General features: G+C 49.9%; 20 protein-coding genes. 14 read left to right on the forward strand and 6 right to left on the reverse strand.

Going from position 1 to position 25,987, the window contains the following annotated elements; genetic code table 11:
* Nucleotides 1–50: 50 nt before the first annotated feature.
* Nucleotides 51–254 carry a hypothetical protein gene (locus EV294_RS02390; protein ID WP_132303425.1) on the reverse strand — a complete coding sequence of 68 codons (204 nt, stop codon included), beginning with the start codon at nucleotides 252–254 and terminating at the stop codon, nucleotides 51–53.
* 269 nt (nucleotides 255–523) lie between these two features.
* A complete protein-coding gene (locus EV294_RS02395) occupies nucleotides 524–733 on the reverse strand; it encodes an H-type small acid-soluble spore protein (RefSeq protein ID WP_132303427.1) in 210 nt (69 codons plus the stop codon).
* Nucleotides 734–999: 266 nt separating this feature from the next.
* Here EV294_RS02395 and EV294_RS02400 point away from each other — a divergent pair, with 266 nt between their 5' ends.
* Nucleotides 1,000–3,699 carry an S-layer homology domain-containing protein gene (locus tag EV294_RS02400; protein ID WP_132303429.1) on the forward strand — a complete coding sequence of 900 codons (2,700 nt, stop codon included), beginning with the start codon at nucleotides 1,000–1,002 and terminating at the stop codon, nucleotides 3,697–3,699.
* 56 nt (nucleotides 3,700–3,755) lie between these two features.
* Here the strand turns inward: EV294_RS02400 and EV294_RS30195 are convergent, their stop codons facing one another.
* Complete coding sequence (locus tag EV294_RS30195) at nucleotides 3,756–4,490, reverse strand: helix-turn-helix domain-containing protein (protein ID WP_165930560.1); 735 nt, start codon at nucleotides 4,488–4,490, stop codon at nucleotides 3,756–3,758.
* A 33-nt stretch (nucleotides 4,491–4,523) separates the two neighbouring features.
* Between EV294_RS30195 and EV294_RS30200 the strand changes: the two genes are divergently transcribed.
* The 9 genes from EV294_RS30200 to EV294_RS02450 all read left to right on the forward strand — a co-directional run bounded on the left by EV294_RS30200 (nucleotide 4,524) and on the right by EV294_RS02450 (nucleotide 18,918).
* A complete protein-coding gene (locus tag EV294_RS30200) occupies nucleotides 4,524–4,874 on the forward strand; it encodes a hypothetical protein (RefSeq protein WP_165930561.1) in 351 nt (116 codons plus the stop codon).
* A 375-nt stretch (nucleotides 4,875–5,249) separates the two neighbouring features.
* Nucleotides 5,250–11,837 carry an S-layer homology domain-containing protein gene (locus tag EV294_RS02410; RefSeq protein ID WP_132303432.1) on the forward strand — a complete coding sequence of 2,196 codons (6,588 nt, stop codon included), beginning with the start codon at nucleotides 5,250–5,252 and terminating at the stop codon, nucleotides 11,835–11,837.
* 87 nt (nucleotides 11,838–11,924) lie between these two features.
* The gene (locus EV294_RS02415) at nucleotides 11,925–13,049 is read left to right on the forward strand and encodes a HupE/UreJ family protein (RefSeq protein ID WP_165930562.1); all 1,125 of its coding nucleotides are present in this window, start codon (nucleotides 11,925–11,927) and stop codon (nucleotides 13,047–13,049) included.
* Between the two features lie 436 nt (nucleotides 13,050–13,485).
* Nucleotides 13,486–14,982: a sensor histidine kinase gene (locus EV294_RS02425; RefSeq protein ID WP_132303436.1), complete on the forward strand. Its 1,497-nt coding sequence runs from the start codon at nucleotides 13,486–13,488 to the stop codon at nucleotides 14,980–14,982.
* On the forward strand, nucleotides 14,957–15,646 hold the full coding sequence (locus tag EV294_RS02430) for a response regulator transcription factor (protein ID WP_207918086.1): 690 nt from the start codon (nucleotides 14,957–14,959) through the stop codon (nucleotides 15,644–15,646). The genes EV294_RS02425 and EV294_RS02430 overlap by 26 nt, the downstream gene beginning before the upstream one ends.
* 153 nt (nucleotides 15,647–15,799) lie before the next feature.
* Nucleotides 15,800–16,636, forward strand: a complete 837-nt coding sequence (locus tag EV294_RS02435) for an undecaprenyl-diphosphate phosphatase (protein ID WP_132303438.1) — start codon at nucleotides 15,800–15,802, stop codon at nucleotides 16,634–16,636.
* Between the two features lie 164 nt (nucleotides 16,637–16,800).
* Complete coding sequence (locus tag EV294_RS02440; RefSeq protein ID WP_279513557.1) at nucleotides 16,801–18,057, forward strand: VTT domain-containing protein; 1,257 nt, start codon at nucleotides 16,801–16,803, stop codon at nucleotides 18,055–18,057.
* A gap of 123 nt (nucleotides 18,058–18,180) precedes the next feature.
* Nucleotides 18,181–18,486, forward strand: coding sequence for a hypothetical protein (locus EV294_RS02445; RefSeq protein WP_132303442.1), 306 nt, complete (start codon nucleotides 18,181–18,183; stop codon nucleotides 18,484–18,486).
* A 177-nt stretch (nucleotides 18,487–18,663) separates the two neighbouring features.
* Nucleotides 18,664–18,918 carry a hypothetical protein gene (locus tag EV294_RS02450; RefSeq protein ID WP_132303444.1) on the forward strand — a complete coding sequence of 85 codons (255 nt, stop codon included), beginning with the start codon at nucleotides 18,664–18,666 and terminating at the stop codon, nucleotides 18,916–18,918.
* On the opposite strand, the gene EV294_RS02455 is transcribed toward EV294_RS02450, so the two are convergent.
* Together EV294_RS02455 and EV294_RS02460 are read right to left on the reverse strand one after the other, a co-directional pair.
* Nucleotides 18,890–21,133, reverse strand: coding sequence for a sensor histidine kinase (locus EV294_RS02455; RefSeq protein ID WP_132303446.1), 2,244 nt, complete (start codon nucleotides 21,131–21,133; stop codon nucleotides 18,890–18,892). The two genes, EV294_RS02450 and EV294_RS02455, sit on opposite strands and share 29 nt — an antisense overlap.
* Nucleotides 21,111–21,803, reverse strand: coding sequence for a response regulator transcription factor (locus EV294_RS02460; RefSeq protein WP_132303448.1), 693 nt, complete (start codon nucleotides 21,801–21,803; stop codon nucleotides 21,111–21,113). The genes EV294_RS02455 and EV294_RS02460 overlap by 23 nt, the downstream gene beginning before the upstream one ends.
* A gap of 204 nt (nucleotides 21,804–22,007) precedes the next feature.
* On the opposite strand from EV294_RS02460, the gene EV294_RS02465 reads away from it, so the two are divergent.
* Genes EV294_RS02465 through desA form a run of 4 tightly spaced genes read left to right on the forward strand, consistent with a single transcriptional unit; the run spans nucleotide 22,008 to nucleotide 24,441 of the window.
* Nucleotides 22,008–22,337, forward strand: a complete 330-nt coding sequence (locus tag EV294_RS02465) for a PadR family transcriptional regulator (RefSeq protein WP_132303450.1) — start codon at nucleotides 22,008–22,010, stop codon at nucleotides 22,335–22,337.
* On the forward strand, nucleotides 22,334–22,732 hold the full coding sequence (locus EV294_RS02470) for a permease prefix domain 1-containing protein (protein ID WP_132303452.1): 399 nt from the start codon (nucleotides 22,334–22,336) through the stop codon (nucleotides 22,730–22,732). Before EV294_RS02465 ends, EV294_RS02470 begins: the two co-directional genes overlap by 4 nt.
* Before the next feature lie 13 nt (nucleotides 22,733–22,745).
* Entirely contained in the window at nucleotides 22,746–23,384 is a 639-nt protein-coding gene (locus EV294_RS02475) for a hypothetical protein (RefSeq protein WP_132303454.1), read from the forward strand.
* 46 nt (nucleotides 23,385–23,430) lie between these two features.
* Nucleotides 23,431–24,441 (forward strand): Delta(5) desaturase DesA, encoded by a 1,011-nt coding sequence (desA, locus tag EV294_RS02480; protein ID WP_132303456.1) that lies wholly within the window; start codon nucleotides 23,431–23,433, stop codon nucleotides 24,439–24,441.
* A 78-nt stretch (nucleotides 24,442–24,519) separates the two neighbouring features.
* On the opposite strand, the gene gdhA is transcribed toward desA, so the two are convergent.
* Nucleotides 24,520–25,899, reverse strand: coding sequence for an NADP-specific glutamate dehydrogenase (gene gdhA / locus EV294_RS02485; protein ID WP_132303458.1), 1,380 nt, complete (start codon nucleotides 25,897–25,899; stop codon nucleotides 24,520–24,522).
* Nucleotides 25,900–25,987 lie beyond the last annotated feature (88 nt).

The raw sequence follows: 25,987 nt of genomic DNA on the forward strand, positions 1-25,987 counted from the left end.
GCTCACTAACGTGAAGGTTGGTCCTTTTATTTTATATTACAGTTACTCCGTTACACGCTTATCGCGCTTTGACTCCATTTATAGAAGCCGTAACCCTGCCCCTCATAGAACTCTAGGAATCCGTGTATGGATTGGATAGGTTCAAGGGTTACGTTAATCGATTTGGTAGTGTCGCGCATATGGATGAGCTTGCCCACCCATTCTCCATTCAATATCTCTTCTTTCACCTGCTGCATCGTTTGACTTACGTACATGCATTTCCACCTTTCTTGTGCCTCATATTTAGTGTGGCAGCAATCTTCTATAGTCGCTACCCAAGCTATCATTTTCGGGTAATCCTAGTTTATGCCGCTACTCGATTATATAGAAGGCGGTGAATAAATAATGTCACTTTCCGTTGTCGCATATTAGGTAGTTTTATCGACTCTCACATTTAGCTGATGTTTTCATTTATTGGCCGCGGATGTATGGTGGGATAAGGTTCCTGTCAAGCGGATGACAAGAATCTTATCCCATTCCTCGTTCACACGAATGGCAGATCTAACTCTTCGTTGAATTCTTCCTCCAGCACCTCGACCGGTACCGTTTGTTCTTCTTCCGGCGTGGCTGTCGGATGAATTCTCGCCGTTCCTGCTCCTACATTCACGTGCTCGATAAAAACGGGGACGCCGAAGTACGATACGATGATCATATCCGGAGATTCGGCGATCTCCTTCGCTCTGGATGCTTCCACAGTCAATCACCTCTTGCAAAGTATTTGCAGAGACCCGGTTGTTTATCCGCGCGGCCGCATCGAACAATGTCGCGATATTTTAAACACAAAGAAAACATTTGATAATCGAAGTTTTTTTGTGTTTTAATAGACTGCATGGTTTGAAATGGTAATAAACGACAGTGAAATGAGTCTTAAAGTCCTATTCATATAGATATTTAGAGCTATAATTAATATAGTTTATCTACCGTATTTTATACATTCATAGGAAAAGGACAGGGGTTCTCATGAAAAACTTATCACGAAAATGGATGTTTATGGTTATTGTCGCATTGATCTTTCAATTGGGTGCAGGAAATTACATTACGCCTACCATATTCGCCGCTTCGGGTCTTAATTTAACGACCAGCTTGGGTTCAGCCTCATTTGCTGCAGGAGACAATACGGTCTCGACTCCGGTTGCGGTCGACTCTGGCATAACCGTAACCGACGCGGTTAGTACGACGCTCGAAAGCGCGGAAGTGGCTATTACAGGCAACTTTTTTGCTGGGGAAGACGTGTTGGCTTTCATTAACGACGGAGCGACCATGGGGAATATTGCGGCAAGCTATGATGCATCTAAGGGCTTGCTGACGCTGACGTCGGCGGGTGCTGCAGCAACGTTAGCGCAGTGGCAAAGCGCCCTTCGTTCAATTGCCTATACGAATACGGCCGTAACGCCGAATACGGCAACGCGTACGATCAGCTTCAATGCGGCTGACGGGGCTGGCAATACCAGCAATACAACAACGAGGAGCGTTTCGGTGTCGGCGACGGACCAGACGCCTATCTTGACCGTGTCCGGCGGGACGACAACTTACGTGTCCGGCAGCTCTTCTGTCACGATTGACTCCAGCGTGACGGTAACCGATTTGGATAATACGACGTTATCCAGCGCTACGGTATCCATCGAGGCAGGCTACATGTCTGGTGATATGCTAGTTTTTATCAATACGAATTCAGCCATGTACGGCAATATTGTCGCAAGTTATAATGCAGCTTCGGGCGTGCTGACGCTGACATCCTCTGGCGCGACAGCCACGTTGGCGCAATGGTCCAATGCCTTGCGTTCAGTTGCGTTTTCGACAACGAGCATTGCGTCAGGAAACCGAATCATCAGCTACAAAGGGAGCGACGGCTCAAAAACGAGCGCCGCTGCTACGAATACGGTACATGTTGCCGGGTCGCCAAACTTGACCGCGAGCAACGGCTCGGCTTCCTTCGTGGCTGGAGATAACACAACCTCTATACCGGTTATTATCGACTCCGGTCTAACGGTGACAGATGGAGTCAGTGCTACGCTTGCAAGCGCGTCCGTGGAAATTGCGGGCGGCTTCCAAACAGGTGAAGACATCCTTCGCTTTACCAATGACGGTGCAACAATGGGGAATATCACGGCTAGCTATGATGCAGCCATGGGTGTGTTGACACTGACGTCCGCGGGTGCTACGGCTACGCTCTCGCAGTGGCAAAGCGCCTTGCGTACTGTTTCTTATACAAATGCTGCCATCATACCAAATACGGCAACGCGTACAATCAGCTTCAGTGCCATCGATGGTGCTGGCAATACCAGCAATACTACAACGAGAACCGTTACCGTAACTGCCACGAATCAGACGCCTATCCTAACCGCTAGCAACAGTTCGGTCATTTTTAGGTCCGGTGATCAGGCAGCTTCAACTCCGGTAGCCGTAGACAGCGGTCTGACGATAACCGACTTGGACAACACGACGCTTGCAAGTGCATCGGTTAGCGTCTCAAGCCACTTCATCGCCCAAGAGGATGTGCTGGCATTCACCAACGACAATGCTGCGAAATACGGCAATATTACGGCTAGTTTTTCGAGCACGAGCGGGGAGTTGACGATGACTTCCGCAGGAAGTGCTGCAACCTTGCCCCAATGGCAAAACGCCTTGCGAGCCGTTACCTATAACAATATAGCCGCAGCACCGGATACGGCGGCTCGCACGGTCAGCTTCATCGTAAACGACGGAGCAAGCAACAGCGGCAGTGTAACAAAGAACATTACCCTGATCGCGTTAAGCGGCTTAAGCTCCAGTCCGAATACATTTAGCTTGTTGGCAGGTCAAACGGCGACAACGGTCATTACGGCCAAGTATTCCAACCTGTCAGAGGCGGATGTGACCTCATTGGTTTCTTGGTCTGTTCAAAATCCTGCAATCGCGAGCGTTTCAAACGGAAGCATTACAGGTCTCCTGACAGGCAGTACAGTGATCACTGCCGTTTACGGAACCAAATCCATAGACATAAGCGTGACAGTGAGAAGCGTCTCCGGCCCGGGTCCCGGAACGCTCCCGGCTACGAAGATCTTCCGCGATTTCGTCTCTACCGACCGGCTTAAAGTATCAATACAAGCTGCCTTAAACGCCGGGAAACCAACATCGTTCCAAGACACGGCGTCCCATTGGGCCTCCAAAGATATTTCACTTGGCGCTAAGATAGGCATAATCGCGGGCTATCCGGATGGCAATTTCCGCCCGGATGCCTCTGTTACGAGAGCTGAGTTTAGTACGCTTGTCGTTAAAGCATTTGCTTTACGTTCGGACAATGGCGGGAAAGAATTTGAGGATACCCCTACCTCCTGGGCACAAGAGTCCATTGGAATTCTTGCTGACTACGGCGTTATCAGCGGATATCCCGATGGAACATTCCACCCTGACCAAACGATTACGCGTGCCGAGATGGTTGCCATTCTTTCGAAAATACTTATTATGCAAAGCAATTCCGGTGAATCCAATACTTTCATTGATATAGCGCCCCAGCATTGGGCTAAGAAGATGATTGAAGAAGCCACGGCAGCCGGAATTATCCATGGCAAGGGCGGAAACCGGTTTGCGCCGGACGATACCCTTACAAGGGCTGAAGCTTTGACGGTTATCCTTCGCGTAATGAAAAAAGATCCGGTTATTTCGGATCTCCTCGGATAAAACGACAAGAAGGGCAGTATCTCAGGTGGTTCACCCGAGATACTGCCCTTCTCCATTTATTTGACCTTATGAATGTGAGAAATTTGCTGCTTTCGGAATTCGCCGGGCGGCATCCCGATCTGCTTTTTGAACATCCGGTTGAAGGACGTTATGTTCTCGTACCCGACATGTACGCCAATGTCGTGGATAGACATCCCGGTGACGATAAGCAGCTCCTTGGCCTTGCGGATGCGGATTTCGTTCAGATGGTCGCTGAAGTTGGCTCCGGTTTTTTCTTTTATATAGACGGACAAATACGCGGGTGACATGTTTAGCAATTGGGCCAGATAGGCAAGCGACAAATCCTGAGAGTAACGGGTGTTCAAAATATCCATTATCAAGGCTGCGATTGGATCCTGACGTTCTTGCGTTTCGTTGATGAAGGCGGCTACGCACTCAAAAAGCTCTGTAAACGTATCCAAATAATCTTGCACGGTGGCGCATTCCCTCACTTGCCTGATAATGGAGTAGGCCTTATCAACGGATTCGGCCTTTAAGTGCAGCGGCTCCAGATTAATCCACACTTTGGATGCGATAAGATCGGCCAAGTGCCGATACACTTGAACGGAGGCGCCGTTTTTGACGAAAAGATCGATAATCTGGGACATCAGCTGTATGGCACCCTCGGCGTTGCCCGATTGCATAAACGAACCCAGAGCCTGCTCGTGTTTCGGGTTTAACAGCATTGGAGGAGCTGCCTGCAGCTTGTCAATAAACTGTATATCCTCGGTCAGGTTCGCCTGCATGGCCATTTGCCGTACTTCCTGATAGGCGGCGCCAAGGTCATGATAACGAACGCTTTGCGTGCCGACGGCTATAGTGACAGGGCAGCGGATATTTTGCCGTTTCAACAGCGGTTGCAAGGTATGCATGAAAGAGGCGATTTTCTCGCGGATACCTCCATAAAGGACCGTTACCACGCAATCCGTCTCGATCTGGAACGTGTCGGTGTCGTTAAACCTCTCGCTTATCCGATTATGGAGGAATTCGGCGACGCTATGCAGGATATACGGTTGTTCATCATTGGCGCAAGCTTCTTTGGAAAATCGAAAATGAAAGAGCACAACATGACAGCTACGGTTGGCTGGCAGCCGGTTGCTCCAATCCGCACCCAAGACTCCGTTAATATTCCTTAAACGGTTTAAGCATTCCAAGCGAGACAGAGCGGACTGGGGTAAATTCGAACCTAGCTTTCTGTAGCTGTGGGAAGGCCCTTTCCGCATAAACATTCTCATGAAAGGCACCCTGCTTTCCAGTTGTATTTGTCCATTTATTCATAATACTTCCATAGAGTGAGTCTGGAGTTAAGCTAGTGTTATCTGAATGTCAAAAAAATGATAGACCCTATATTAGATAATATGCAGAAAGTACGGACTTGCCGGAAAACCGTCTTCCATTCTAAAGAGCTGTATGCTATCGAATGAAATGTGAATAGGCATTCCGCATCCGCTAGATTACACTGTCTGTGAATTAGGCAGCAGCAATCTTAATAGAAGCGGAGCGTGTGAGGAATGAATAGGTTGTTCAAACAAGCGCGGCGGCGGTTCATCGCGGGAACGATGACGGTAGCGCTTGTCGTAACGGGCTTGCCGATTGGCGCGTCCGGGACGGCTAACGCGGAGGCGTCGCAGCTCGGACCGGAGCTATTGATTACGGAAATCGTGGCTAATTCTCCGAACTATACGCCTCCGGGCGGAAGCGGTACGGACGATAACGCTTGGGAATATGTCGAGTTGTACAATAACAGCGACACTGCGATTTCGCTGGGTGACTACTTTATTACCCGCGACAGCTATAACGGCGGCGCTCATTACGAGTATCCCATCGAAGCTGGCCGCATGCTTGAGCCTCATCAGACGATTGTTGTAAAAGGTCAAAGCAATGCTTCCGATCCTGCTACGGCAGCAGAGCATAACGCGCTTGCATCTTTTAACTCGGCATACCACGCCGAACTGACGGAGACACAAGTCGCCTTTATGGACCAGTCCAGCGGCGGCAATCTTCCGAACACCGGTACACAGACGGTATCGGTCAAGCGTTCTTTAAACAAAGAAACCGTTATTTCCGCGAGATATAACGATGCGGATGCCGCAGGGGCTCCGCTCATCAACTCCTCCAACAACATCGACGACAGCAACGGCAAAAGCATCGTATTTGCCTATAATCCGTTAAGCGGAGCAACGGCGATGACCAAGCTGGCATCCAAGCAAGCGCCAACGCCGGGAAGCCTTATTGCGGGTCAGCCGGTTGCGGATACGGGCGTTCCGGCGACTACGCCTCCGGTATTAACCCATGTTCCGGTAACTGTACCCATCGAACCGCAAAATTTCTCCGTGACAGCCGACGTGAGCAGCGACGGTGCTTTGCTCTCCGCGAAGCTCTATTACAAGAAAGCGGAAGATGCTGCTTTTACGCCGGCAGACATTAACGTCAAGGATTCCTCTAGCGTACTGACCGGCGTAATCCCCGCAAGCGTGATGCAAGGGACAAGCAAGGTGGAGTACTATATCGAAGCAACGAACGCTGCCGGCATGACCAGAAGCCCGTCCGCGGCCGACAGCTTCTACGAGCTGCAGATCAAGCAGCCCCAGCAGCCGGAAGAGCCGGAGCTGCCCCCGGTTCTGCTCATTTCGGAAATCGTGTTTAACACCCCGAATATCGGCAGCGGGGACGTAAATGCCTGGGAGTATTTCGAGATCTATAACAACAGCAGCGAGCCAATCGCGTTGAATGACTACCAAATCCAGTATTTTAACGGTTCTGCGCTCGCATACGAGTGGACGTTCAGGGATAACAAGACGATCCAGCCAAACCAGACTATGGTTGTGCGCGCTTATTACAGCGATGAACAAAACGGCTCGCTGGACAAGTTCAACGGAGCTTATAACGTGTCGCTTACCGACAACGACATCGTCTCGTTTAATCACCCGTCCGGCAATCTGATCAATACGAATGAGCATACGGTATCGATCGTGAAGAAGACCGGAGAAACGGTCGACACGATCGTATCGGCCAAATACAACGACGGCTGCCCGGCCGAAGCGGCTACCAATTGCGACGACTTGAACAATACGGCCGTGATCTATAAAGTGGATGGCCAAAAAACGAAGCTGATGGAGAAGGTCGGAAGCAAGGTTGCGCCAACGCCGGGTTCTTTGGCCGCCGGTCAGCTTTCCCCTCAAATCGAGCATGCGCAGGTAGCAGGCTCGACTTTGGTTAAAGATATTCCGATCAATGCCGTTATTACGAGTGCGGCTGGCACTGTTCAAGGCGCCAAGCTTTACTTCAAGACGGATAAGGATGCGGATTACGGCTCCGTCAATATGACCGCGGGTGCGGAAAACCGCTATAGCGGGGTTATTCCAAAGGAAGCCATGAGCGAGGAGGCCGAATACCTCTATTACTACATTGAGGCGACGGACGGGCTTCATACGAGAAAGAATCCCTTCTCCGGCAGCCCGTTTCAGGTTCGGATATTCCACTCGGTGACGGATGCCGCTCCTGCGCTTCTCGTTACGGAGCTTGTTCCGGATGATAAGGGCAGCGATATGTACGAGTACATCGAGGTATACAACAACACGGATCGATCCGTTAATCTGAAGGACTATGCGATCTATTACGAATTTTCGCATGGCGCGACGATCAGATGGGATTTATCGGAGGACTTTAATCTGCCTTCGAAGCAATCGGCGGTCATTTGGGTCAAATCCGACTTAAGCCTTGACAAGACGCTGGCGGATTTCAACGCGCATTGGAGCTCGGTAACGGGTTCGCCTGTAAATCTGACAAGCGCGCAATTGACTTCTCTTTACTCGATCGGAATGGACAATACAAGCGAGGGACGTATTCTGATCGCTCCGGACGCCGCCGATTGGGTTGGCCATTGGGGCGGCGCCATTTCGCAGGCCTGGTATAACGTTGGCAAGGATGAAGTGAATGACGACGGAAAAAGCGTTGTATACGAATATCCGAAAGGCGATTCGAATCCGCAATTTTTGAATCGGATGTTCGAGCGCTCCGCCGGCCAGACGGCTACGCCGGGCGTAATCGTCGAAGGACAGGTGCCGGAAATAACCGTCGAGGTTCCCGAGGACGCGACAAAGCCGGAAATCACTTATACGGCTCCCGCAGGCAACCAGCCATTTGGCAGCTTGAACGTTGCGGCGACCATCTTGGACGATGTCAAAGTTGACCGGGCAACTCTCTTCTTCAAAAAGAAGGGCGATTCCGCCTATCAGGAAGCTAACATGCTTCGTTCGTTGACCAATCCAAACGAATACAGCGGTACAATCGCTTTGGATAAAATACTTGGGGCAGAAGCTCTCGACTATTATATCGAAGCGGCGGACGGCCAGAACGTTTCCCGTTCGACGGATGGCGGAGGGGCCCTTTACTCGGTTACCTTTGAACCAAAAAGCAAGCTGTGGCTCGATACAGCTCCGAACAGCTTCCTGAAAGGCAATGCCCGGATTCAAGGCAATGCCCTTGATGCGGGACGCGCGTTAAGCTTGAAAGCGGACGGCCAGACGCTGGGCAGCGGGAAGGCGTTAAACGACGATGCTTATCTGACGTTTGACGCCGACAATATGGAGAAGAGCTTTAATGACGGTTTATACGTGAACGGACAGCTGGTATCGACGTTCCCTAACGTATCCTATCTTGCGCCTCATGTCGCAACCGTACCTAAAAGTCTGCTGAAGCCGGGCAACAACGTGCTGCTCGTGACGGCCGGCAACAAGCTGGATCCGCTTGGCACGGAAGGCAATAACGATGACTACAAGATCGAGAACATGAGGTTCTTGCTCGGCAATGGCGGGCAAGCCGCTATCACTGCGAGAGGCAAGGTGCTCGATAAAGACCAGTTTACCGTTGTTGATCCGGCCAAACGGCAAAAGGTCGGCGACAGCGCCGGCTATTTCGAATATCTCGAGCTGACCGTCAATCTGCCCGAATCGTTGTTCCAAGGCACAGCAGCAACGCTGGATACAACTACGCTCTCCGATGGCGAGCACGTCTTCGAGGTGTCCGATGCCGAAGCGGGAACCAAGGCAAGCGTAACGGCTATCATCGACAACACGCTCCCGGTATTCGAAGAGTTCTCCGTTAAGAACGGCGAAACCTACAGCGGCAATATCGCGCTGAACGTTAAAGCTGCAGACGCAACCTCCGGTATTCGCACAACGACGGCTACGTTGGATGGTGAAGCCGTAACGCTGCCAGGTCAAGTGAAAGCATCCGAGCTGTCTGCCGGCGATCATGTATTTACCGTTACGGTTACGGACAAAGCCGGCAATGCTGCGGCTTCTTCCGCGACCTTCAGCGTCGGCGACGAGACACCAAGTCAATCTTTCGAGCCAACGCCTGGGGATAACGCTGCAAACGTTGGAACTAATGCGCAGCTTAGCGTAAAGGTAAGCGATCCGAACGGGGATGCGATGGATGTCAGCTTCCGCGAAGCGTACCGATACAATTACAGCAATCGTACGGACATTGCGGGCTTTTCCAATTCGACGGACCGCGAACCTCCGCTGGAGCTGAACCCGGCTGGCGAAACGGCGGTTTCCGCGGAAGCGGTTAATCAGGTGAAAGCGGTGGACGGCAGTTATTTCGTCACCGACGCGGACGGCCTGTTCCCGTACCAGCGTTACGACTTCAAGCTGGATCAAGAGCCGGTCGATATCGCAAACGTAGAAGTAGTCTGGAAAGGGCATTCGCTGCCGGACCGTCAAGTGACCCTGTATGCTTGGAATTACAATACGAACAAGTGGGTAAGAGCCGCATCGGGCGTTGGGGCGGAAGACTTCGAGCTGAAGGCGAAGGTCAGCGCGTCGGATATGGTTAGAGACAAAACGATTCACGTGCTTGTCCAGGATCTCGTGCCGGCTGCCGAGGACGGAGTCGACTTCAGCTTCGCATGGGCGAGCGACACGCAATATTACTCCGATTCCTATCCGGAAATTTACGACAAAGAAATGAAATACGTAGCCGACATGAAGGACGAGAAGAAAATTTCCTATCTCATTCACACCGGCGATTTGGTCGATGACTTCAACCGTCCGGACGAGTGGAAGGTTGCGAGCGACAGCATGAAGCGTCTGGAGGATGCCGGCGTTCCGTATGGCGTCGTAACGGGCAACCATGACGTCAATCACGACGAATCCAACTACACGGAATATTGGAAGTACTTCGGACGCGAGCGGTTCAAGGATCAGCCGTATTATGGCGACGACCTGAACAATAACCGCGACCACTACGACTTGATTTCGGTCAAAGGCCAGGATTTCCTGATCATGTACCTGGGCTGGAACATTCAGGAGAGCACGGTGAAATGGGCAAACGACGTGCTGAAGAAGTACCCGGACCGTTACGTCATTATCGGTACCCATGAATATATTTCACCGACGGGCGCTTATTCCGGTCAAGGCGAGATGATCTGGAACGAAATCGTAGCGAAGAATGAGAATGTTAAGATGGTGCTTTGCGGACATTTGCATGGCGTTGCTTATAACGTCAAGCACGTCGAGAACAGCGACCGCGTCGTTATCGAGATGCTGGCGGATTACCAATCCGGCCCGCAGGGCGGACAAGGCTACATGAGATTCCTGGAATTTAATTTGGCCGCTAATCAGATTCATGTAACGACTTACTCGGCTTACATGAACGACAGCAATTTCTTCGAGGAAGAAGGCAAGGACGACTTCCTGCTGCCTTACAAGACGCAGGATCCAAGCAAGCAGGTTGCGACCGATTTTATCGGAGTAAACGTCTTTGGCAGCAAAGAAATCGGCAGTCAGAAGTACGTGGCAAGCGGCAGCACGGCTACCGCAAGCTGGCCTGGTCTAGCAGGCAATACCGCATATCATTGGTACGCAACGGCCACGGACATAAACGGCGACAGCTCGACTTCGGATATATGGAGCTTCTCGACGGGCTCTAAGACGGTACCGCCAACAACTCCATCGAATCCGAGCACTCCGTCTAATCCGGATTCAAGTCCGGATGTAACGGTTATTTCACCAAATGCGATCCCTGCAGCGGGAGAAGTGACGCTGAAGCCGGATACGGGTGACAGCGCAATCGCTCTTAGCAAAGAAACGCTGGCCAAAATCGGCAGCCGCGAAGTGAAGGTCGACACCGGCAGCAGCGTTATGGTTACCATACCGGGTACGGTTCTGCAGTCTCTCGGCGGAAAGCTCGGCGATGGCAGCCAGCTCGTTATCAAGCTGGACCAAATGGCGCAGAGTTTAATCGATCAGGCAGAAGCGGCTGCGGGAAGTAAGCGTAATGCGAATATGGAAGCGAAAGGCGCGGCCTTGCAGCTTTCCTTCGGCGAGCTTGGCAAATCCGGCGGTCTGACTAATATCGGCACGCTGCCTAGTCCGGTCAAGATTGATTTGAAGGCGGATTCGATCAATAACGTCAAGCTTGCGGGCATTTACCGGATTGACGAGAGCGGCAATGCCGTCTGGATCGGCGGCGAATACGCGGATGGCAGCTTTACGGCGTCCGTTGATCAACCGGGCAAGTATATCGTTATGGAATATAACAAGCCGTACAGCGACGTCTCCTCAAGCAGCTGGGCTTATCATTACGTGCAGGAGCTATCGTTCCGCGGTATCGTAAATGGCATCAGCGACAGCAAGTTTGGCGCCAACCAGTCTACGACGCGCGCGGAATTCGTGACGCTGCTGTCGAGAGCGCTTGGACTTAGCGGGTCCGATTCGGCGGCATCGAAGTTCAAGGACGTGAAAGCGGGCAGCTGGTATGCGGATGCCGTAGCCGCAGCCCTTAAAGCGGGAATCGTAACGGGCATTACCGAGGACAGCTTCCAGCCGGACAAACGGATCAGCCGCGAAGAGATGGCCGTCCTGATCATTCGTGCTCTCGAGTATAAGCAAGGTACGGCTGTCGCAGACTCGGGCAACGCTGCTTATACGGATGGAGGCAAGATCAGCGCCTGGGCCAAAGAAGCCATTGAGAAGGCGAACGCGCTTGGCATCATGACCGGCCGCGAGAACGGGCAATTCGCTCCGCAAGCGAATGCAACGCGTCTGGAAAGCGCGAAAGTCGTCTATGAACTATTGGAACAATTGAAATAACGTACAGCTTTTACCGGACCGGCGCATGGAGAATCTATCTCCATGCGCCCGCTCGGGTTTGGCATACCAAGGAGGCTTGCGAATCCCATGAAAAAGGCGATTGCGCTTTTGGCGTTCTGTCTACTCTTGCTTGGCATCGTTCCGCATGCGTACGCGCATATGAACACGTATGGCTATTCGGACATCAGCGTAAGCGGCGGGCAGCTGGAATACGATTTGTATTTGGATATTACGGAAGTGTCCCAGTGGATGGACATGCGCTCCGGCGGCGTGTTTGTCATTGATCCCGGGAAATCGAGAGCTCCGGCTGAAGGGGAAGTGTCCTGGACGGACGAGGATTTGCGACCGTTGATTGCGGATTCGCTCATTGTCAAGGCAGGCGGTCAGCCCGTGGAGCCAACGATTGGCGATATTGCGGCAAAAGAAAGAAATAATGGCCAATGCCTGTTTGTGAAGCTTGACTATCCGCTCCCGGACGGAGCTTCGGATTATAGCATCGATTACAGCTTTTTCTTCGATACCGATCCGGCTCATCAGAACTTTGCCACGATCCGCGAAGCGGGTTCATCGAAGGATATCGTGTTTAATAACGGCAATCATACGGTAACCGGGCAGCTTGGAGCATCGGAGGCGGATGCTTCCAAAACGACGGTAGAGGTACCGAACTGGCTTATGTCGATGTGGGAATATTTGCGGATTGGCGTCGAGCATATCTTGAGCGGCATTGACCATCTGCTCTTTATTGCAGCGCTTGTTATCGCCAAGCAGCGAAAACGGGATTACGTGAAGGTCCTGACGGCGTTTACGGTCGGACACAGCTTGACGATTGCGCTTTCCGCCCTCGATATCGTGAATTTGCCGCCTGCTTTCGTCGAGCCTGCCATTGCTTTAAGCATCGCGTATGTGGCCGTCGAGAATATTTGGCTCAAAAAGGTAAAGCGCCGCTGGATCATCGCCATGGGCTTTGGTCTCATCCATGGCTTTGGCTTCGCCGAGGTGCTGCGCGGCGCGATGAGCGACCGTTTCCTGCTGACATTGTTCTCGTTTAACGTTGGCGTCGAAATCGGCCAATTGGCCGTGCTCGCCGTATTGCTTCCGCTGCTTATTTGGATCGGCCGCTACAAAGCTTACAAGTACGCCAATTACGCCGCCTCTTCGTTTGTCGCGGTCATCGGACTTTATTGGTTTGTAACCCGGATTATCCAAGGTTAGAGGAAGCGTAGAAAACACGCCGTCTTATGGCGTGTTTTTTATCTTTTACGAAATTCATTTACAAGTACGACAAAAAGTAGAGATTAGATTTTTAGAGAACAAAATTTTCTATCCTCCATTGGAGGTTTGGCATCATTTCCGGGAGTCGGCTATTACAACGGTACAAATACGCGGTTGAAGGGATCTCGGAAAGCCTTGCCAAAGAAGTGGCTCCGTTTAACATCCATGTATCGCTGATCAAGCCAAGCAATTTCCGTACGGATTGGTCCGGGCGCTCGGCTGCGAAAATCAGGTCCGCGATCAAGGAATATGAGGAGCTCATTTAGCCCCACGATCGTGGAGATTGACCTTTTCTCTTTCATTGCCAATAATAGAGAAACAATCCTTAACGCAAGCGCGCAAATTATTTTTGTTTCCCTAAGGAGATTTACCTCGCATGTCCATACGCTTTAAATTGCTGTTATCTTATGCGGCTATGCTGGTCATACCGCTTATTTCGATCCTGGTGATCAGCCTGCTCCTGGTTATTTTCTATCAAGGAGACGTGAAAAATCTAAAGGGCGTTTATGAAACGACGGAAAACAGGTTTGGTCATGAAGCCGTCGAGCATGCGGTCAAAGAAATCAAACGCACCTCGGTCCGGCATCCCGATTTATTGCTGGACTCCACGTATTTGAAGGATATGTCCGTTGATTTGGAGAAGAACGATTCCGGCATTATCGTAAGAAAAGGCGATGCGATCTACTACCGCTCCGATAATATGCAGCAAAGCCCCCGGCTGGCAGCGGATTTACCGGAATACGCAAGGCCTAATTCTTCGAACGGTTATACCGAGAAAAAAGAAGGAAGCACGAATTATGTTTTTTTGCAGTTTGACGTCATGTTTAAGAACGAACCGGTAAGCCTGTTCATCATATCGAAGGAAGATCCGCTTACCTACTTCATCCGCAAGTATTTCCCTACCTTATTTGTCTGTTCCTTGTTGATCCTGATCATTACGCATGTCCTGCTGACGACTTATATGTCCAAAAATATTATTCGCCGCCTGCAGACCTTGCGGACAGCCGCGCGGGAGATGAAGAACGGCAACCTGGACTTTAGGCTTCAGGTTGAGGGCAAGGACGAGATTGGTCAATTAGGCATGGCCTTTGAGGATATGCGCTCGCGTATGCAGGAGTCTATTCAAATCCAAGCTCAATACGAGGCGAACCGCAAGGAATTGATTGCAAGCATCTCGCATGATCTAAGAACGCCGCTTACCGCCATCCGGGGTTATATTGACGGGGTGACGGAAGGGGTGGCGGACACGCCCGAGAAAAACGCGAGGTACATGAAAACAATCGATGCCAAGGCCGCGGAGCTGGAACATCTTATTAACGAACTCTTTCTGTACTCCAAGCTTGATCTTAACCGCCAGCCGTTCCTCTTTGAAGCGGTGGAGCTCTTGCCTTTTCTTAACGATTTGTCGGAGGAGCTTCAATTCGAGCTTGAGAAAAAATCAATCGCGTTCGAGCCCGATATGGATGTGCCCGCCGGATATTTCGTTCGCATGGACAGAGATCAGTTCAAGCGCGTGCTGAACAATATTATCTCCAACAGCGTCAGGTACATGGACAAACCGTTGCCGGTTATCCGGATGAAGGCCTTTCTGGAGGGTGATCGGGCAGTCATGAGGATTTCGGATAACGGGATCGGGATGAAAGACAAAGATCTCGCGCACATATTCGAGCGCTTCTATCGCGCCGACGAATCGCGGAGCATGAAGACGGGCGGCAGTGGGCTAGGCCTGGCGATCGCAAAGCAAATTATGGAGAGCCATAGCGGGGGAATAACGGCAGCAAGCAAGTGGACAGCCGGCACAACCATCAGCTTGTATTTGCCTATTCATTCAAGGGAGGAGGGGGAAAATGGTGAAATCGGTTTTGCTGATTGAAGACGATACATCGATTGCGGAGCTTCAGCGGGATTACCTGGAGATTAACGGGTTTGAAGTGCAGGTAGCCGCCGATGGAGAAGCGGGACTCGCCATGAGCTTGTCCGGCCATTATGATCTGGTCATTCTGGATCTGATGATTCCCAAGATGAACGGCTTTGAGGTATGCAAGAAAATAAGGGAGAAGCAGGACATTCCGATTCTTATCGTCACTTCCCTTCATGATGACATCGACGTGATTCGGGGGTTAGGTCTCGGAGCTGACGATTACATTACCAAGCCGTTCAAGCCGGCGGAGCTGGTTGCAAGAGTGAAGGCTCATCTGGCCAGGTATGAAAGGCTAGTTGGCAAAAAGGACGCCAAAGACATCATTCAAATTCGCGATCTGTATATCGATCCGGATACGCGCAAGGTGTACGTGAATGAGGAGGAAGCGGTATTAACTGCGAAAGAATTCGATCTGTTGTATTTCCTGGCGAGTCATCCCAATAAAGTATTCAGCAAAGAGCATCTGTTTGAACGGATATGGGGAGTTGACGCGCTTGGGGATTTGCAGACCGTTACCGTACACATCCGGAAAATTCGCGAAAAAATCGAAAAGGACTCTGCTAACCCCGTCTATATCGAAACGGTATGGGGAGCCGGCTATCGCTGCAGAGGGTAAAGAGAAGTCTGATCAGAGGATCAGGCTTTTTTATTTTTCTTCATAATAATTAATAAAAATTTAATCGAATATTCACGGCTTGTTGAGATCTCCGCCTTACATTAGGAGAGGTTAAATTAAGGCATGAGTTACGAGAGGAGTAGTAATTCCGTTATGCAAAATATTTTTACGGCTGTCGTTCAGGGCATCATAGAAGGCTTAACCGAATTTCTTCCGGTGTCTTCAACGGGGCATTTGATTTTGTCGGGAAAACTGTTGAGCTTCACTGGGGACAAGGCAGATACCTTTGAGATTATTATACAGCTTGGAGCCATTTTGGCTGTTGCCGTTATTTATTGGCGAAGAATTTTAAGCCTTCTGGGGGTAGGGAGACTAACGCCGGATATCGCCGGGGATCAGCAAGATCAGCTGCCGGGCAGACTTAATCTTCTTCATGTTATTCTAGCCTGCTTGCCTGCGATGGTGATGGGGCTGGTTCTGCACTCGTTTATTACTTCGTACTTATTTTCTGCTTACACCGTGCTTGCAGGCTTGGTTTTCGGCGGAATCTTTATGCTGTTCGGAGAGAGCAGCAAGTCTTCTTCTGCCCCATCCGGCGGCTTGGATCAGATTACCTACAAGCAAGCTATTGCTATCGGAGTATTTCAATGTCTGGCGTTATGGCCCGGCTTTTCGCGTTCGGGGGCAACCATTGCAGGAGGATTATTAGCCGGCGTTGGCTATAGAGCGGCAACAAACTTCTCATTCTTGATTGCAATTCCAATGATGGTAGCCGCCAGCGGATTCGAGTTATTAAAAAGCTATAACAGCTTGACCGCGTCGGATACGGTATTTTTTATTACCGGCTTCCTTGTCGCTTTTGTAGTGGCCCTCGTTGCGGTTATTACGTTCTTGAAGCTGCTTGAACGCTTTAAGCTTGCGCCATTTGCTTATTACCGCTTTGCGCTTGCGGCCGTCTTCTTGGTATATCTGCTGGTTACGGATTACTAATCGCTCTATTTCACGGTCTCGGAGGAAGGTGCAGGATATTGCATATTGCACAGTGTTCTTCTATTAGGATGAACGGCTGATATCCGGTTCACAATAATGGAAGATGCAAGGGGGGATACATCATCGATATCGCAGCTTGGCTTGAACAGTATGGTTACGGCATTATTTTTCTCGCATTATGCCTTGAAATGCTAGCCTTGCCTCTTCCCGGAGAGATCATGATGAGCTATGCGGGAATGCTGGTCTTTGAGAAAAAACTGAGCTGGCTTCTTAGCATTCTTACCGCATCAGCCGGTGTAACCGCCGGTATAACGCTTTCTTATTGGATCGGTTATTGGTTAGGCAAACCGTTTATTGCGAAATACGGCCATCGGTTCCATATGGGTGCGGAACAAATGGAGCGCTTAACGGTCTGGTTTGAGAAATATGGCGATAAGCTGTTGTTTATCGCATACTTCATACCGGGCATCAGGCATATTACGGGGTACTTCTGCGGAGTAACCCGTATGCCGTTTCGGCGGTATGCGATTTACGCTTATTCCGGGGCTGTCTTTTGGGTCAGCTTATTTATCTCGCTCGGAAAAGTGTTAGGGCCTAAATGGGAAACGTACCATTCCACGGTGAATCGTTATTTGATCATCTTTGCGATTGCTTCGGGTCTGCTGTTTTTGCTGTACAATCTCATGAAAAAGTACAAGTACCGTATCATCGCGTTCCTGCTCGATCTGGTCAGCGGAGGGGTTCGACAGGTACAGTCATTGGGCAAAGCCAAATATGCGATACTCGCTTCCTTTGCTGTCTTCTTATTATTACTCTCCGTTATGTTCGGAATGATTCAGGATTTCGTTGCGAAGGAGTTTGGGCAGTTTGATGAAGTAATTTATTATTTGGTTTTAATGATAATCGGCTCAAGGTGGCATGACCGGATGGAGGATTTCCTGCAAATTGGCAGCATTTATCTCCATGCTTCGGTGATCGCCCTTACCTTTGTCGTTATTCGATTCAAGGGGAACAACAAGCTGCTTGAACTATTGTTTTTGTGCTGGACGACAGCTGGAGGGGTCGTTCTAAACGAAGGGCTTCGGATGGTCTTTCACCGGACAGGTCCGGTCTCTTCCGAGTACGGTTTTCCTATCATGAACACCTTTCCAAGCGAGGATACCTTTACGGCAGTTACCGTGTTGGGATTTTGCGTCTTTCTGATTTTGCGGCATTACAGTCAGGCAATCATTCATTTATTCATGATTGCCGCCGCGTTTCTTTTATGCCTATTGCTGGGGATCAGCCTCATTTATTTCCACTTGCAATATCCAAGCGATGTAGCCGCGGGTTACGTATTTGGCGGGGTTTGGGTAAGTCTAAACGTTTTTATGCTGGAAGTGAGGCGGAAATTGCAGCGAAGCAGAGTAAGTATTGCATAAGTTCAACAGTTACGGCATTCGGTCGCTAGGTGACCGGCTGCCGTATTTTTCTTGCAAAAAAAAGCATTGATCTTACCAATGAGTTCTAGGTAAAATATGGATATTATAGAAGGGGGGATTTTGTTGTCCATTGTGATCGTCATCGTTATTGTAGCGGCCGCATTCATGATCATTTCGAACGTGATGGGAACCTCCAATCAAAGAGGAGACCGCTCCAATGGGGGATATAGAAGAGCGGGACATTCCTCGGCAGATCCGAATTTGCATTCTCCCGTCATAAATAACGAATCGGATGATCATATCCACCGCCATCATCATCACGGCCACCATCACGATCATCATCATCATGATCATGGAAGCAGCCATTCCCCTTCCGGCGATGTCTCTTCAGGCTCGGATTCGGGGGGCGGAGGATCAAGCTCCGATTAATCAAAGAGGCTCCCTTCAAGGGCAATCAGGCGAATCAGCCTGTTCCCGCGCGGGGAGCTTTTATTCTTTCCAGCTTCTTCTTAAGAAAAACTTAAGGTTTTTCCTCAGGTTTTATTAAATAGTTTTTCTTATGCTATTGCATAGATTGCACAGGAAGAGAAGGGAGAACATTTCTCTATGGACCGGCATGTAAAAATCGGTATCTTGCGGCGGTATGAGTCCTATTGTTATCAAATCTGCCATTATCTCATCCAGCGGGAGCCGGATGCTTCCCAGGCAGCGAAAGAGGCCTTGCTCAGCATTGCCGTCGACGCTTGCTTTTTTACGGATTCCGACGAGACGCGTAAGGATAAGATCCGCCGCACCAGCATCCGTATGTCCTTATTATGGCAAGGGAACGGACTTAAGAATAAAACACAACCTTTAACATAACCGTCGCTTTAAATAAATCCCCATCGGTCTCGAGCGTCAGGCTGCCCCCGTGAAGGTCTATGATGGACTTCGCGATCGCAAGTCCAAGGCCCGATCCTTCCGTATGGCGCGACGTATCTCCGCGTTTGAAGCGCTCGAGAAGCTCGTCGGCGTTATCATTGATTTCATGCTTCGATACGTTTTTGAAAATAATCGCAACCTCCTGATGTCCGGTCAGCCGCATCGATATATAAGCACGCGTATGGGCAAGAGAATACTTCAACATATTTCCGATCAGGTTATCGAATACCCGCCACAGCTTTTGCCCGTCTGCCGAGACGTAGACCGGTTCCGTCGGCAGCGAGAGTCGGAATTGAATATCCGAGCCGTCCATTCCATCTTTATATTCCGCCAGCGCTTGCTGCATAAGCTGAACCAGATCCGTCTGCTCCAGCAGCAGTTTCGCATTGCCGCTTGCCATGGTCGATACTTCAAACAGATCGTCAATCATCGTTTTTAGCCGCTTCGATTTCTGGTCGATAATCTCGGCGTAAGCCGCCCGTTCCTCCATGGTTGCATCTCCGGACTTGAGCAGCCCGGCATACGTAATAATGGAAGTAAGGGGAGTCCGCAAATCGTGACTAACATTGGTAATGAGCTCCGTCTTTAGCCTCTCGTTTTTGGCTTGTTCGTTTTGCATGATGCGGACGCCTTGCCTGAGAGCGTTAATATTATCCGCTAATGAAGCAAGCACGCCGCTTCCCGATTGGGGAACCGCATCCGGCACCCGGCCGGATGCCAGCTCATCCGCAGCGAAGGCAACCCGGTTCAAATATCCGAGCTGTCTGATGGACAGCATAAACGCCGCAACCCCAGTTACCGCCATAATCAGAGCAAGCAGGAAGTAGAAGGCATCGCCATAGTAGAAGTAAGCGGCAACCGCCCATCCTCCGGCAAAACCGAATCCGGCAATAAGAAAAGCGAACAAGAACAGTCTGACTCCGGCGCTTTTGTATAGGAAGGAGTCCTTGACTTGGCTCCTTATTTGAGTGACGCCAGCTTCTGCGCGTGAGCTTGTCCGCTTCAAAAGGGAGCGTGCCCATTCGTCCTTTACCTTGCTCCAGCTCCGCATTTCGTTTGCCAGAATCCTCCCCTGACAGAAGGTTAAGGCCAGTCCGACTGCCGCCGCCGCGAATGAAGCAAGCAGCTTGCCCGCATACAACAACGGCGAATGAAACAGCGAAGGATAGAAGCCCGCCGAGTTCACGAGTATACCGGCCGTCATCACAGCCGTTCCCATAAATATTATGCTTCTGACATCTATCGGCAGTCTGGTATAGAATCCCGTCCAAAGGCCTGTTTCCATTCGGAAGGACATAACGCGTTTCAATCGGGCAGAGCATACTATAAGCAAGATACTGCCAGCCAAGACGTAAGCGAACAGCGAGAACTGCTCCCAACGATATTGCTTGGCCAATGCCTGTTGGGGACTGTTCTTCGGAACCGCGATCCAGCCCTGATAAGGCAGGATGGAGGCATCCAGCAATTCATGTGCTCCAATAAGGTAATGCAGCGAATTTGTAATATCTATTGTATAGTCCGTTACATAAACGTGGCTACCGGCAGACATTGCATTCCGCGCAGCTTGTTCATTATTGGCGCTTAAGCTGGAATGGACAATGCCTGAAGCCGAATTCCATAAGTAATAATCGAACTGGTCATGGAAGCGGTTGAACTCCGAACGGTAGGTTTCCCTTATTCTGTAGTAGCTGTCTATACGATTCTCCTTGTTTTCTCTTACGAGGGCGGCGATTCGATCATCATCTTGATACAGTTTCAACAGATCGGCTGTCTTCCGCTCTTTTTCTGCTTTGTAATATTCGGCAGCCATGCTGTTGCCTGAGGCAAGCGCATCTTGAATAGAGAGCTCGTATTCGTCCCGGATGACATTAAGCTGTTCGGTAAGAGGAGCAAGCTGATTGCGGTAGTCCGCGACTTCCGCTTTTTCCACCGTGATGGCGGATTTGGCCTCCTGCTTCGATATCGAATTAAGCTCGAATAGGTTCAACGTGGCAGCGAATTGCTCCAGCTGCATCCGAAACTCTTGCGTATGGAAATAATCGCGGTGAAGATAACGGCTGCCCTGATCCACTAAGGTTAAGGGTCCGCTTAGACCGATAACCAGCAAGAGCGCATAGAGGACAACATGAGTCCTATTTCTCCATTTTGTAACCAATACCCCACACCACTTTCAGATATCTTGGGTTTTTCGGTTCAATCTCGATTTTTTCGCGGATTTTCCGGATATGGACAGCCACCGTATTTTCGGCGTTATAGCCCGGCTCCTTCCAGACTCGTTCATAAATATCGTGGATGGAGAGGACTCGTCCGGCATTCGTCATCAGCAATTCCACGATTTTGAACTCGATGGGTGTCAGCTTTACGGCTTCGCCGTTTACCGTCACTTCCTTCGCCTCTTGGTCAAGCATGAGTCCCCGCAGGTTAATGGTCTTTTTTACCCCTTCATAGGAGCCGAAGGTGACGTATCTCCTAAGCTGGGATTTTACCCGCGCAACAAGCTCCATGGGGTTAAACGGTTTAGTCATATAATCATCCGCGCCTACATGGAGTCCCAGTATCTTGTCGCTGTCCTCGCTTTTGGCGCTTAAGATAAGAATCGGAAGATTGATGCGCTCACGAATTTTGTAAGTTGCCGTTATACCGTCCAGCCGCGGCATCATCAAGTCCAGGATGATAAGATGCACCGGATTGGATTCCAGCAGCTCCAAGGCTTCCAGTCCGTCCTTCGCCTTTAATACGGCGATGCCTTCCAGCTTCAAGTAAATTTCAATGGCATCGCGTATTTCTTTATCGTCATCCACCACCAGCACCACGCGTTGCTCCATAGCAACCCCCCCTCAATGTACCTTTTCACTCATTATAAATGGAAAATCTTAATATCCGGTGTTCAAATTTCTGAAGAACTTCTTAATTTCTCGTTCAGCATCGATCGCCTAAAATTCAATAATCCATAATTACTTTGACACATAGAGTAATTTCGGTTAGTATTACTCTATCAGATAGAATAGTTAGGTCAAGGAGGGCTTTGTATCATTAGGAGCGACATTATTCGCGGGCATTTGGATCCAATCATCCTGCGCCTGATTCTGGAGAAGGATCGGTACGGATATGAAATTTCTAAAGAGATCAGCCTGCGGACGAAGGATAGATTCCAGATCAAAGAAGCGACCTTGTACGCGGTATTTCAAAGACTGGAGAACAAAGACCTTATCGAATCTTATTACGGTGATGTTTCCCACGGAGGACAAAGGAAATATTATCGGATAACGACGTTAGGCAAGGCCTATTTGCGGGAAATGGTTAAAGAATGGGAAGAAATCAAGGAAATTATCGACGTGTTCATGGAGGGATTGAATTGAAATCGATAAAGCAGCATGTAGACGAATTGTTTAAGGGTATTCCGGAGAGCGAGAAAAAGAAGATTATCAAGCAGGAAATTGTGTCCAATCTCCAGGAGAAGGTATTCGACCTGATGGAGCAGGGGAAGGAAGAAGAGGATGCCATCAACAAAGCGATTGTCGAATTCGGCGATATCGAGGAGATCAAGCAGCAGCTTGGACACAAGCTTCCCACAAGAAGAAACAATGCCAAATTAAATCTCGGCTTTTCGATCTGGGGCAGCCTTCTCATTATCGCGCTTGTTGTATTCGTGAATTTCTATTACACGCCGGATGTGATCTGGTTCGTTTACCCGACATTTGCCGTTCTCTGGTGGCCGTTGTCCATGGTGTTTAATTGGTTGCGCTTAAGGTGAGGAGGTCGACCTAATGATAGATAGGCAGCAAGTTGGATTTGCCGCAGTTGGCAGCTTGATGAGCATCTTGTTTTTTATGATCGTCAATTTTTTAACATCTCCAAGTGAAATTTGGTTCATTTACCCGGCCTTTGTGTTATTGTTCTGGCCGCTAAGTCTGGCTTCCGTTAGAAAGGGCTATTACAGGCTATACTCCGTGCTCGGAAGTCTGCTCGTCATCGTCTTTCTGCTTACCCTTAATTACATGGAATCTCCAGAGTTTCCTTGGTTTGTTTACGCCATATTTCCGTTCGTCTGGTGGCCGGTAACGATATGGAGCGGATCCAAAGCAAAGACGATTGCCTTCGCCATCCTTTCGAGCATAAGCGCGACGGTGTATTATGCGATCTTGAACGCCGTAATGTCACCCGAATATCCTTGGGCGATCTATCCGGCCTTTGCCGTAATCTGGTGGCCGCTCGCTTTGCATTATGTCCGGAAGAAGCAGTATTACCCGTTTTCCATCTCCGCCAGCGCGCTGATGATTGCCTTCTTTATTACGGTTAACCTGGTTTCTTCGCCGGATACCGTCTGGGCGATTTATCCGATCTTCGCCATTTTATGGTGGCCGCTTAGCATGTACTATTTCGGGGTCAAAAGAATAAAGAGTTGATGTGCCAACAAATAAACGAAGTCCATGGGGACAGAGGGGAACAACTATGCCTACTCCAACTGTACGTCAACTAAAAAAGGACATGGCTCCTTACGAAAAATCGCATGCGAGGACCAGCATACTTCAGATCCTGAATACCGTTTTGCCGTTTGTGCTGCTTTGGTATTTAGCCTATTGGGCGCTTGATATATCCTATTGGCTTACGCTTGCTCTTTCCGTTGCGGCAGCCGGTTTCGTCATCCGGATCTTTATCCTTTTTCACGATTGCTGTCATCAGTCGCTGTTCAAAAGCAAGAGGCTGAACGAAATCGTAGGAACGATTACCGGCATTCTTACCTTTCATCCTTATCAGCAGTGGAAGCATGCGCATTCGATCCATCATGCTACGAGCAGTAATCTGAATAAACGGGGAACCGGGGATGTATGGATCCTCACGGTAGAGGAGTATTTAACCTCTTCTTTCTGGAGGCGTTTGGGGTACAGACTATACAGAAATCCTTTTGTCATGTTTGTTCTTGGGCCATTCTACACGATGCTCATTGAGAATCGTTTTAACCGGAAAAATGCAAAAACCAAAGAACGAATCAATACGTATTTGACCAATCTGGGTATTGCGGGATTAGCCGCGCTGCTTTGCTGGGCGATTGGATGGCAGGCGTTCCTGCTGGTTCAAATTCCGATCTTCTATCTTTCCGGCGCAGCCGGGATCTGGTTGTTTTATGTCCAGCACCAATTCGAGGATAGTTACTTCGAGAAGGAAGAGGAATGGGACTATGTGAAGGCAGCGGTAGACGGAAGCTCGTATTACAAGCTGCCCAAGCTGCTGCAATGGCTTACAGGGAATATCGGTTTTCATCACGTCCATCACCTTAGTCCGAGAGTACCGAATTATTTATTGGAAGAAGCTCATGAGAAAACGCCTGCCTTGCACAAGGTGACCACGATAACGATAGCTTCCAGCTTGCAAGCGATCCGTTTCCGCCTTTGGGATGAGGCCAACAAGAGATTCGTGGGCTTCAAGGAAATTCGTCTCATGAAACAAATCGCTAAACAATAACCTGTATAATATGAAAACCTCTTCCCCTTGAAAGGGAGAAGAGGTTTTTGCTGTTGTTGCAGTATGATTCGCTGGATCCTATACGCCTTGAGCGATCATCGCGTCGGCAACTTTTACAAAGCCGGCGATGTTAGCGCCGATAACTAAGTTGCCGGGAACGCCGTATGTTTCGGAGGCTTTCATGCTCGCCGTATAGATATTGTGCATGATTTGCTGGAGCTTGGTATCTACTTCCTCAAGCGTCCAGGACAGTCTTGCGCTGTTTTGCGCCATTTCCAGAGCCGATACGGACACGCCGCCTGCGTTTGCCGCTTTCGCCGGAGCGAACAGTACTTTGTTGTCCAGGAAGACATCGATAGCTTCCAGCGTGGAAGGCATGTTGGCGCCTTCGCCAACCGCTTTTACGCCATTGCCCACAAGCAGCTCAGCCGAAGCCTTGTCAATCTCGTTTTGCGTTGCGCAAGGAAGCGCGATATCGCAGGCAATCGACCAGATGCCGGAACAGCCTTCAACGTAGATCGCATCCGGATGCTCAAGAACATAGTCTTTGCATCTGCGGTTTTCGACTTCTTTCAGGCGTTTAAGCGTATCCAGGTTAATACCGGCCTCGTGATAGATATAACCGCTGGAATCGCTGCAGGCTACAACTTTTGCGCCGAGTTGAATCGCTTTTTCGATGGCATAGATGGATACGTTGCCAGAGCCGGAAACAACTACCGTGCTGCCGTTGAAGCCCAGGCCTACGCTCTTCATCATTTCTTCAACGAAGTATACGGCTCCGTAGCCCGTTGCTTCCTTACGGCCGAGGCTGCCGCCGTAACCGATCCCTTTGCCCGTCAGAACGCCCGCTTCATAAGCGCCGGCAAGCTTTTTGTACTGGCCGAACATATAGCCGATTTCTCTTGCGCCAACCCCGATATCGCCTGCCGGGACGTCCGTATCCGGGCCGATATGCTTGCTAAGCTCCATCATGAAGCTTTGGCAGAAGCGCATAATTTCAAGATCCGATTTGCCTTTGGGATCAAAGTCGGAGCCGCCTTTACCGCCGCCGATGGCTTGGCCGGTCAAGGAGTTTTTGAAGATTTGCTCAAACCCGAGGAACTTGATAATGCTGGCGTTTACGGATGGATGGAAGCGCAAGCCGCCCTTGTAAGGGCCGATTGCATTGCTGAATTGAACGCGGAAACCGCGGTTAACCTGTACTTTGCCTTTGTCATCCGTCCAAGGTACGCGGAACGAGATAATCCGGTCCGGCTCAACCAGGCGGTCGAGAACGGCATGCTCGATGTACTTTGGCTGCTGAGCGAGTACGGGAATAAGGGACAGGAATACTTCCTTCACCGCCTGATGAAATTCGACTTCGCCGGGATTTCGTTTTTGCACGGTTTCAAACAGTTCATCAATATAGCCGTGAGCAGCTTCTGTGTTCGCTTGCTCGACTTCTTTTACGATACTCATTGCGGTAACACTCCCTCAAGGTTTGTAGGCAAACATATTCATTTTTCTTTTTTAATTTAGTAGTTTAATATTAATATCAAATATTTAA

This window comes from Paenibacillus sp. BK033 (assembly GCF_004345425.1).
Taxonomy (GTDB): Bacteria; Bacillota; Bacilli; order Paenibacillales; family Paenibacillaceae; genus Pristimantibacillus.

Bases quoted from the DNA above. Each gene is read 5' to 3' on its own strand.
- EV294_RS02390 (WP_132303425.1), bottom strand. From the start codon at position 254: ATGTACGTAAGTCAAACGATGCAGCAGGTGAAAGAAGAGATATTGAAT.
- EV294_RS02400 (WP_132303429.1), top strand. From the start codon at position 1,000: ATGAAAAACTTATCACGAAAATGGATGTTTATGGTTATTGTCGCATTG.
- EV294_RS30195 (WP_165930560.1), bottom strand. From the start codon at position 4,490: ATGGCCATGCAGGCGAACCTGACCGAGGATATACAGTTTATTGACAAG.
- EV294_RS30200 (WP_165930561.1), top strand. From the start codon at position 4,524: ATGATAACGAACGCTTTGCGTGCCGACGGCTATAGTGACAGGGCAGCG.
- EV294_RS02410 (WP_132303432.1), top strand. From the start codon at position 5,250: ATGAATAGGTTGTTCAAACAAGCGCGGCGGCGGTTCATCGCGGGAACG.
- EV294_RS02415 (WP_165930562.1), top strand. From the start codon at position 11,925: ATGAAAAAGGCGATTGCGCTTTTGGCGTTCTGTCTACTCTTGCTTGGC.
- EV294_RS02425 (WP_132303436.1), top strand. From the start codon at position 13,486: ATGTCCATACGCTTTAAATTGCTGTTATCTTATGCGGCTATGCTGGTC.
- EV294_RS02430 (WP_207918086.1), top strand. From the start codon at position 14,957: ATGGTGAAATCGGTTTTGCTGATTGAAGACGATACATCGATTGCGGAG.
- EV294_RS02435 (WP_132303438.1), top strand. From the start codon at position 15,800: ATGCAAAATATTTTTACGGCTGTCGTTCAGGGCATCATAGAAGGCTTA.
- EV294_RS02450 (WP_132303444.1), top strand. From the start codon at position 18,664: ATGGACCGGCATGTAAAAATCGGTATCTTGCGGCGGTATGAGTCCTAT.
- EV294_RS02460 (WP_132303448.1), bottom strand. From the start codon at position 21,803: ATGGAGCAACGCGTGGTGCTGGTGGTGGATGACGATAAAGAAATACGC.
- EV294_RS02475 (WP_132303454.1), top strand. From the start codon at position 22,746: ATGATAGATAGGCAGCAAGTTGGATTTGCCGCAGTTGGCAGCTTGATG.
- desA (WP_132303456.1), top strand. From the start codon at position 23,431: ATGCCTACTCCAACTGTACGTCAACTAAAAAAGGACATGGCTCCTTAC.
- gdhA (WP_132303458.1), bottom strand. From the start codon at position 25,899: ATGAGTATCGTAAAAGAAGTCGAGCAAGCGAACACAGAAGCTGCTCAC.